Raw genomic sequence first — 6,135 nt, forward strand, 5'->3', positions numbered from 1 at the left:
TACATAAAGACTTACAGGGCCCCTCATTTCGAGGAAACTCAGCCGGTAGGTGTTTGTGAAGCCCTATATGAAGAGTTCTACCTATCAGCAGACCAGGAGTCTGAAGAAGGTCAGGAGTCATAAGAGTTAATTTTTTGAGGTTGGTAAATACCAACCTCTTTTTATCTTAAAAGTTTTCAATAATTTTAATAATTTTTGAATCTTTTTATCTATTGTGTTTAAAATTCTACTAATTTGATGTATAATGAAAAAAGTGAGATATAATTATAGGGGGGTTATTATGACTAATAATACAGCTTTATCGAATCTTAAAATCCTAGATTTCACTACCCTATTACCAGGTCCATATGCAACCTTAATGCTTGCAGATATGGGGGCTGAGGTATTGAAGGTAAGTTCAAAATCAAAGGTTGACCTAGTTTATGAGATGGGGGCTTTTGATGAAGAGATAGGATTGAGTGCTAACCAATTATGGCTTAACAGGAACAAGAAAACCATTTCCTTAAACCTAAAATCACCTAAGGCCATAGAAATCATCAAGGAATTGATTAAGGAATACGACATAGTTATTGAGCAATTCAGGCCGGGTGTAATGAAGAAGCTAGGCCTATCATATGAAGATCTTTCAAAGATTAATCCAAAATTAATCTACTGCTCTGTTTCATCTTATGGTAATTCAGGACCAGCCATGAACAAGGCGGGTCACGATTGTAACTTTATGGCCCTAAGTGGTCTACTATCTGTAGCAGGTAGAAAGTCTACGGGACCATCTCTAATGAGTACACAGTTAGGAGATATAGCAGGTGGTGCCCTACATTCAGTTATAGGTATCCTGGCTGCAGTGAATTATAGGAACCTAAGTGGCAAGGGCCAGTACATAGATATTTCTATGATGGACACAATTATACCTATGAACACCTTTGAGGGTACATCATTCTTAATGGATGGCAAGAAGAGGGAAAGAGAAGGATTTGAACTAAACGGCAAGGGTATATACGACATATATGAAACTTCTGACAAGGAGTACATAACAGTTGGTTCACTAGAGCCTAAGTTCCTAAGAAAGCTATCTGAGGCAGTTGACCTACCTGAGCTACTAGAAAAGGGACCAACTCCAGATGATGGTGGACTTCTAAAGGCTAGACTAGTTGAAATAATCAAGTCTAAGCCACTAGCCCATTGGAATCAGGTATTTGGTGAATTGGATGCTTGTATAGAGCCAATTCTAGATTTTGACCAGGCCTTCAATCATGAACCACAAATAAAGGCAAGAGAAATGATAGTCGAGGTGGACGCAGGTAAAAAGAAGGTTCGCCAGTTTGCTATGCCTATCAAATTTTCAGAAGCAGATGTATTATACAGGCATGCGGGTAGGGAAATAGGTCATGATACCCAGGATGTACTAAAAAAGCTAGGCTATAATGACTCAGAGATTGCCGCCATGGATTCTGAGGAAGTATTTAAATAGGGACTTGCCAGCAAGGCTAGTTCAATTTATCTTCTACATAAATTTTTGAATAAATTGTATATAATACCGGCTATATGACTAGATTATCATGATCATATAGCCGGTTTTTTTAATATATTTAAACTTTAGTCCCAATATAATGGATATTTAAAGGATAATGGTTTATAATTTATATATCAAATATCTTGAGTAAAAATTTAAATATATAGAAAGGTAAGGAGAATAATATGAAAATTGGAGATAAGGCACCAGATTTTAAATTAATGGACAAGGATAATAATGAAGTAACCTTAAGTCAATTTAGGGGCAAGAAGGTAATTTTGTATTTTTATCCAAAGGACAATACACCAGGCTGCACTAAGCAGGCTTGCAACTTTAGGGACAACTACCCACAGATAGTAGCCAAGGGGGCAGAGGTAATAGGTATCAGCAAGGATAGCGCTAAGACTCATACAAACTTTGCAACTAAGCACGAGCTACCATTTATACTTTTATCTGATCCAGATGCAAAGGTAATAGAGGCCTATGGGGCTTGGAAGGAAAAGAAAATGTATGGAAAGACCTTCCTAGGTATAGAAAGAACAACTTTCTTGATAGACGAAGAGGGCATAATAGTAGATATAGTAAATGGCAAGAGGATGAAGGCTGCTACAAATGCAGATGATATAATGGCCGGAGACTTTTTGGGATAGGTAGAAAAGGCGGTATGTATCCTAAAGAACTCCTAGCTTGGACATAGGTATAAGTATATAATGCGAAGTTTTTATAATATAAAGGATATTATGGCAGCTAGAGTCTTAAGTATATATACTATTAATGATTATAAATAGGTAGGTAAAAAAATGAAGCTAATAGATGAAAATTTATATATGGAAGGGGTCAAGAAAAGACTGGCCCAAAACCTGATTTCAAATGAAGAAGCCAGCTTAATGGTGAAAGACCTTACTGAGATTTTGAACTACCACAGTGACAGGTACTATAATTCAGACAGCCCAGAGATAAGTGATATGGACTATGATAGGCTTATGAAGAGTCTGATCCTCCTAGAGGAGGCCTTTCCTCAATACAAGAAGGAGGACTCTCCGACAGTTAGGGTAGGGGGAAGAGCCCTAGATAAGTTTGACCAGTACCAGCACGAGAGACCTATGCTGAGTCTTTCCAATGTATTCAATAATGAAGAAATAAGAGACTTTGATAGGAGGGTTCGCGGAAGTCTAGAACCTGGTCATGGCCAGGTAAACTATGTGGTTGAAACTAAGATAGATGGTTTATCGGTTGGCCTAACCTATGAGGATGGCTACCTAAGGGTAGGTGCTACTAGGGGTGATGGCCACATAGGAGAGAATGTAACAGAAAATATCAAAACAATAGCAAGCATACCCATTAAGATAGATGAAAAGAGAAAGCTAGTAGTCAGGGGTGAGGTATATATTTCAAAAAGTGATTTTGAGGCTGTAAATACCTACCAGGAAGACCATGACCTCCAAATATATGCCAATCCAAGGAACCTAGCAGCAGGCTCTCTAAGACAGCTTGACCCTAAGCTAGCAGCTAAGAGGCCTCTAGATATATTTATCTTTAACCTAGAAAATATAGATGACTTAGGTATAGAAACGCACAGCCAGTCCTTTGACTATATGAAGTCCCTGGGCCTAAAGGTAAATGAAAAATACAAGCTGTGCAAGGATATTGAAGAGGTAATAGAATATATAGGGTACTGGACAGAAAATAGGTCCAGCCTACCATATGAGATAGATGGTATGGTTATAAAGGTTGACTCCATAGCCCAAAGGGAGGCCCTTGGCTTTACTGCTAAGAGTCCAAGGTGGGCGACTGCCTTCAAGTTCCCAGCAGAGAGGAAGAAGACCAGGCTTCTAAATATAGAAGTAGAGGTGGGCAGGACCGGTACAATTACCCCAACTGCTATCCTAGAGCCAGTAAGGCTCGCTGGTACCATGGTCGGTAGGGCAACCCTTCATAACGAAGACTACATAAAGGAAAGAGATATTAGGATTGGAGATACAGTCCTAGTCCAAAAGGCAGGAGATATTATTCCCCAGGTAGTTGAGGTAGTCAAGGAGGATAGGACGGGCAATGAAGTTGTATTTGATATGCCTCATATATGCCCGGCCTGTGGTCAGGAAACCTTTAGGCTAGATGGTGAGGCAGCTGTCAAGTGCATCAACATCTCCTGTCCTGCCCAGATAAGAAGGGGGATTATCCACTTTGTATCCAGGGATGCCATGGACATAGAGGGTATGGGTGAGTCTATTATTACAAGCCTTCTAGACAAGGGGATAATAAAGGATATAGCTGACCTATACTATATGGACCCAGATATATTGGTAAGTCTAGATCGTATGGGACAAAAATCTGTGGCCAACCTAATGGCATCTATAGAAAAATCAAAGTCAAATGACCTTTGGAGACTGATAAACGGTCTGGGGATTAGGTTCGTAGGAGTCAAGGGGGCCAAGCTCTTAGCTGATGCCTGTGGTTCCATGGACAAGATTATGGAGGCTAGTGAAGAGGACCTAATAGGAATAGAAGAATTTGGTCAAATAATGTCAGATAGTGTAGTTAAGTTCTTCCAGGAGGATAAGAATAAGCTGACTATTGAAAAGCTGAGACAGGCAGGCCTTAATATGGAAGTGATAGAAAAGGAAGACCAGGGTATAGCCAAGGTATTTGATGGCATGAAGATAGTACTTACAGGTACCCTTCCTTCTATGAAGAGGAACCATGCTAAGGTCCTAATAGAAGAGAGGGCAGGTAAGGCTACCTCAAGTGTCAGCAAGTCTACTAGCTTTGTATTGGCTGGCGAAGAGGCAGGATCTAAGCTAGACAAGGCCATAGCGCTTGGTGTTAAGGTTATAGATGAGGCCAAGTTTATGGACCTATTAAACTGCCAGACTAAGGAAGAGGTCGCAGCCATATTAGAACAAGTATAGGCCTTGATATTTTTTAAGATTTATTTGAGCTCAGGGGTATATCCTTATATATAGAATAAATTGCTCGATTATATAATCAGGCTGAATATAGATGAAAAGAGGGGATTTAGTGACAAATTCAAGCATTAAAGGGAACAAAGATGTCAAGTCTAGTCAAGGACTAGAAAATATAATTGCTGGTGAGGTCGGTGTTTTGGGCCAGGAAGCAAGTGGACCAAGACCGGATGGAAGGCAGTACGACCAGCTGAGGCCAGTCAAGATAACAAGAAACTATACTATGCATTCTGCGGGTTCTGTCCTAATAGAGGTAGGAAATACCAAGGTGATCTGTACTGCATCTGTGGAAGAGGGTGTCCCAGGTTTTATGAAGGGGACAGGCCGCGGATGGATAAGCGCAGAGTATTCCATGCTACCTTCAGCTACAGAAACTAGGAAAAGGAGAGATTCTAGCAAGGGTAGGATCGATGGTAGGAGCCAGGAAATACAGAGACTGATAGGCAGGTCTATCAGGTCTGTAGTTAATCTGGATGACTTGGGTGAAAGAACTATATGGATAGACTGTGATGTCATCCAGGCAGATGGTGGTACCAGGACTGCATCAATTACAGGAGCCTTTGTTGCCTTAGCAGATGCCCTTTACAAGCTTTACCAGGAGGGACTGATAAAGACTATGCCTGTGACTAGCATGCTGGCAGCAGTTAGCGTAGGTGTGGTAGATTCTCAGGTATGCTTAGATATTTGTTACCAGGAAGACTCAAATGCTGAGGTTGATACAAATATCATCATGAATAATAAGGGAGAATTTGTAGAGCTCCAGTGTACTGGTGAGGAGAGACCCTTTACTAGGGCCGAAATGGACAAGATACTTGAATATGCGGAAAAGGGAAATAGGGAGCTTATGAGAATTCAAAGGAGGATTCTTGGTGAGGTTGCCGATGCGATTATAGGGCCTGAATACGAAAGAGAGGCCATTATAGCAACTGGTAATATGCACAAGCTAGAAGAAATTCAAAATATGTTGGCAGATATGGATTTTGAGATAAAGTCCCTAAAGGATGTTGACCTTGATGGTATAGAGATAATAGAAAACGGTAGGACCTTTGAACACAATGCCCTAATAAAGGCTAGAACTATATCCAAGATGACTGGCAAGATAGCCATAGGTGATGATTCTGGTATTGAAGTAGATGCCCTTGGAAAGAGGCCTGGTATATATTCAGCCAGGTATGCAGGCGAAAATGCTAGTGACGAAGAAAATAGGATAAAGATGTTTGAGGAACTTAAGGATGTACCTATGGAAAAGAGGACAGCTAGGTTCGTATGTGTAATAGCGACCGTATTTCCTGATGGCAAGGAAATGCTAGCCAGGGGTAAGGTAGAGGGTAAAATTGCCCTAGAAGAAAAGGGCCAAAATGGCTTTGGCTATGACTGCATGTTTATACCAGAAGGCTATGAAGAAACCTTTGGGCAGTTACCACCTGAAGTAAAGAATTCCTTTAGTCATAGGTCTAGAGCCCTTGCTCAAATGAAGCTTAGTCTAAAGGAAATAATAGAATCTAGAACTATATAGGCTTTGAAGAGCCGCTTGTTAGAGAAGGGAGTTTAAAAATGAAGATATTAATCTTGTCTGATACTCATGGAGACAGACGAAGTATGGACAAATTGGTACCCTTTATAAGTCAAGAAATTGATTTGATGATACATGCCGGGGATAAT

The 6,135-nt window shown here is 40.4% G+C and carries 5 protein-coding genes; all 5 read left to right on the forward strand.

Going from position 1 to position 6,135, the window contains the following annotated elements; all coding sequences use genetic code 11:
* The first annotated feature begins 280 nt into the window (after positions 1-280).
* Positions 281-1,468 (forward strand): CaiB/BaiF CoA transferase family protein, encoded by a 1,188-nt coding sequence (locus ACW6OJ_RS07075; RefSeq protein WP_456096141.1) that lies wholly within the window; start codon positions 281-283, stop codon positions 1,466-1,468.
* 227 nt (positions 1,469-1,695) lie between these two features.
* The gene (gene bcp, locus ACW6OJ_RS07080) at positions 1,696-2,160 is read left to right on the forward strand and encodes a thioredoxin-dependent thiol peroxidase (protein WP_293436313.1); all 465 of its coding nucleotides are present in this window, start codon (positions 1,696-1,698) and stop codon (positions 2,158-2,160) included.
* Positions 2,161-2,397: 237 nt separating this feature from the next.
* Positions 2,398-4,419, forward strand: coding sequence for an NAD-dependent DNA ligase LigA (gene ligA / locus ACW6OJ_RS07085; protein ID WP_456096143.1), 2,022 nt, complete (start codon positions 2,398-2,400; stop codon positions 4,417-4,419).
* Between the two features lie 109 nt (positions 4,420-4,528).
* Positions 4,529-5,989, forward strand: coding sequence for a ribonuclease PH (gene rph, locus ACW6OJ_RS07090; RefSeq protein WP_456096142.1), 1,461 nt, complete (start codon positions 4,529-4,531; stop codon positions 5,987-5,989).
* Between the two features lie 38 nt (positions 5,990-6,027).
* Positions 6,028-6,135: metallophosphoesterase family protein (locus tag ACW6OJ_RS07095; RefSeq protein WP_456096144.1), on the forward strand; the 108-nt coding region annotated here is incomplete at its 3' end.

Source organism: Peptostreptococcus sp., assembly GCF_977045075.1.

Excerpts from the sequence above, each read along its gene's own strand:
- ACW6OJ_RS07075 (WP_456096141.1), top strand. The coding sequence starts at position 281 with ATGACTAATAATACAGCTTTATCGAATCTTAAAATCCTAGATTTCACT.
- bcp (WP_293436313.1), top strand. The coding sequence starts at position 1,696 with ATGAAAATTGGAGATAAGGCACCAGATTTTAAATTAATGGACAAGGAT.
- ligA (WP_456096143.1), top strand. The coding sequence starts at position 2,398 with ATGGTGAAAGACCTTACTGAGATTTTGAACTACCACAGTGACAGGTAC.